Origin of the sequence: Acidovorax sp. HMWF029, from assembly GCF_003060895.1 — a bacterium.
GTDB lineage: Bacteria > Pseudomonadota > Gammaproteobacteria > Burkholderiales > Burkholderiaceae_C > Acidovorax.
On the sequence record NZ_QAIH01000093.1, the window covers coordinates 1 to 3,045 of the forward strand.

Genomic DNA, 3,045 nt, shown 5'->3' on the forward strand with positions numbered 1-3,045 from the left:
GTCTCGATAGGGGTGGCGGCGGCGGCATGAAGGCCCAGGTTGGCATAGCCCACCATCACGCTTTGCAACGAGGTCCAGTCCTTGGTGATGATGGCCCGCTCGAATTGGGTGAGCAGGCGCTTCTGGGCCGGGGTCTGGGCGGGCAGCACCCGCTGGATGCTGCTCAGCTGTCCTTCGGGGAAAGGCTGCAGGCTACGGGTACCAGCTATCTCGTCGTACAGCGCCAGGTAGTTATCGGGGGTGGGTTGCAACCGGCGTGCCGCCAGTTGTTTGAGTGTCTCGCGCGCGATCTCGGAAGGTAAGCGGTCGGCCATGGGGGGCACCAGTGTCAGGAGGGGCGGGAATGTGCAAGTGTGACACAGGGCGCAGCCTTTTTGGACAGGGGCGCGAGCTCTTGCGGGCGCAGGCGTGCGCCGCCTGTCAGGAGTCGGGATGGGGCTAGTTCACCATCACGAGCTTGCCCATCACGCCGCGCGAGCCCATGTGGGCGTAGGCAGCGGGCAGCTCGGCCATGGGCATGGTGCGGTCGATCACGGGCTTGATCTTGCCCTTTGCATACCATTGCGCCAGCTCACCCATCATCGCAGTGTTGGCCTTGGGTTCACGCTTGGCGAAGTCGCCCCAGAACACGCCCACGATGGAGGCGCCCTTGAGCAGGGCCAGGTTGAAGGGCAGCGCGGGGATGGGGCCCGAGGCAAACCCCACTACGAGGTAGCGACCACGCCAGGCGATGGAGCGGAAGGCGGGCTCGGCGAAATCACCGCCCACGGGGTCGTAGATCACGTCCGGGCCCTTGCCGTCTGTGAGGGCCTTGATGGCATCACGCAGGTTTTCCTTGCTGTAGTTGATGGTGGCATCGGCCCCGATAGAGGTGCACAGCGCGCATTTTTCGTCGCTGGAGGCGGCGGCGATCACGCGCGCACCCATGGCCTTGGCGATCTGGATGGCCGAGGTGCCCACGCCGCCTGCGGCGCCGAGCACCAGCACGGTTTCGCCCGCCTTGAGCTGGGCGCGGTCCACCAGGGCGTGGTACGACGTGGCGTAGATCATGATGAAGGCGGCTGCATCGACATGCGAGAAGCCGTCGGGCAGGGGCATGCACAGCGCGGCGGGTGCAATGGTGTGCGTGCCAAAGCCGCCAGTGCCTGAGAGGCAGGCCACGTTTTGGCCGACCTTGAGGTGCGTGACGCCGTCACCCACGGCGGCCACCACGCCCGCGTATTCCGAGCCCGGCACAAAGGGCAGCGGTGGCTTCATCTGGTACTTGTTCTGCACGATGAGCAGGTCGGGGAAGTTCAGGCTGGCGGCCTTGATCTCGATGAGCACCTCGCCCGCCTTGGGCGTGGGGGTGGGCAGTTCTGTCCAGGTCAGGGCGTCAATGCCGACGGGGTTGGTGCAAAGCCAAGCGTGCATGGAAAAGTCTCCTGTCAATGTTGGGGCGCATGATAGGCCGGGGTGCACAGGGGCTGTTGTCCCACGAGCGACGGGCGCCACCTGCCCCCGCCGGGGCAGCGCAGGCAGGACCACCCACCTACAATCCGTTGCAACCTCTGCTGCAACCATGAAAATTCTGATTTCCAACGACGATGGCTACCAGGCCCCGGGCATCGTTGCCCTGCATGACGCGCTCAAGACCCTGGAGGGCGTAGAGGTGGAGGTGGTCGCGCCCGAGCACAACAACAGTGCCAAGTCGAACGCGCTGACCCTGCATTCGCCGCTGTACGTTCACCGGGCCGCCAATGGTTTTCGCTATGTGAATGGAACGCCTGCCGACTGCGTGCACATTGCACTGACCGGGCTGCTCGGCTACAGGCCCGATCTGGTGGTCTCGGGCATCAACAATGGCGCCAACATGGGCGACGACACGATCTACTCGGGCACGGTGGGTGCAGCGATGGAGGGTTATCTCTTCGGTATTCCAGCCATAGCGTTCTCGCAGGTGGACAAGGGTTGGGGCGAGCTGGAAGCCGCCGCCGCCAAGGCCCGTGAGATCGTGGCGCAGATGCGTAGCCAGCAACTGGTAAATGAGACGCCCTGGCTTCTGAATGTGAACATCCCCAATATGCCGCTGGACGCGCTGCGCCCCTTGAAGTGGTGTCGCCTAGGGCGCCGCCACGCGGCTGAGCGCGTCATCGTGCAGGAAAGCCCGCGTGGAGAGGCCATGTACTGGATAGGCGGAGCGGGTGCGGCCAAGGACGATGCCGAGGGCACCGATTTTCATGCTACGGCGCAGGGGCATGTTTCCATCACGCCGCTGAAGGTGGATCTCACCGATCACGACAGCCTGGGCGCCTGGGCGCAGGCGGCGTCTCGATGGACCGCTGGGGCAGGGGCGGATTCCGCCTCGGGCATGTGATGCAGCGCCGCCCTGGTTTTCCGGCCCGTCTGCCGGGTGCGGGCAACGCTGGTGCCAAGCCGGTGGCGAAAGTGTCTGGCCCTGCTTCTGCCTTGGCGGCTCGCAATCTGGTGGTGGCTGCGCCGGTGGGGGTGGGGCTCGACTCTTCGGCTGTCCGCGCTCGCATGGTGCAAAAGCTGTCGGCGGGTGGCGTTACATCTGCCCAGGTGCTGCAGGCCATGGGGGCAGTGGAGCGCCACCGGTTCGTGGACAGCGCCCTAGTCAATCAGGCCTATGAAGACACCAGCCTGCCCATTGGGCTGGGTCAAACTATCTCCAAACCCAGCGTGGTGGCGCGCATGTGCGAGTTGCTGCTGGGCGCTGACGGCGCGCGGGCGGGTGGCCTGGGCCGGGTGCTTGAAATTGGCACGGGCTGCGGTTACCAGGCTGCGGTATTGAGCTTGTTGGCCCGAGAGGTCTATACGCTGGAGCGGCTGCGCGGCCTGCACGACAGGGCTCGCGACAACCTGCGTCCGTTTCGGCTGGCCAACGTCCACCTGTTGTTTGGCGATGGCATGCTGGGCTATGCCAAAGGAGCCCCGTATGCGGCCATCATTGCAGCTGCTGGTGGTGATGCGGTGCCCCAGGCATGGTGCGACCAGCTCGCGGTGGGCGGGCGTCTGGTGGCGCCGATGGCGCTGTCGGGGGGG

Annotated in this window: 3 protein-coding genes and 1 pseudogene; 2 read left to right on the forward strand and 2 right to left on the reverse strand. The window is 65.5% G+C overall.

Going from position 1 to position 3,045, the window contains the following annotated elements; genetic code table 11:
• Both DBR12_RS05835 and DBR12_RS05840 read right to left on the reverse strand, forming a co-directional pair.
• Positions 1 to 314, reverse strand: a pseudogene (locus tag DBR12_RS05835) (GGDEF domain-containing protein); the annotation flags it as partial.
• A gap of 124 nt (positions 315 to 438) precedes the next feature.
• Entirely contained in the window at positions 439 to 1,413 is a 975-nt protein-coding gene (locus tag DBR12_RS05840; RefSeq protein WP_108616397.1) for an NADPH:quinone oxidoreductase family protein, read from the reverse strand.
• A gap of 148 nt (positions 1,414 to 1,561) precedes the next feature.
• Here DBR12_RS05840 and surE point away from each other — a divergent pair, with 148 nt between their 5' ends.
• Positions 1,562 to 2,356 carry a 5'/3'-nucleotidase SurE gene (gene surE, locus DBR12_RS05845; protein WP_108616398.1) on the forward strand — a complete coding sequence of 265 codons (795 nt, stop codon included), beginning with the start codon at positions 1,562 to 1,564 and terminating at the stop codon, positions 2,354 to 2,356.
• A partial coding sequence (pcm, locus tag DBR12_RS05850) for a protein-L-isoaspartate O-methyltransferase (RefSeq protein ID WP_108616399.1) occupies positions 2,356 to 3,045 on the forward strand: 690 nt, incomplete at its 3' end. The genes surE and pcm, both read left to right, overlap by 1 nt.

Bases quoted from the DNA above. Each gene is read 5' to 3' on its own strand.
- DBR12_RS05840 (WP_108616397.1), bottom strand. From the start codon at position 1,413: ATGCACGCTTGGCTTTGCACCAACCCCGTCGGCATTGACGCCCTGACC.
- surE (WP_108616398.1), top strand. From the start codon at position 1,562: ATGAAAATTCTGATTTCCAACGACGATGGCTACCAGGCCCCGGGCATC.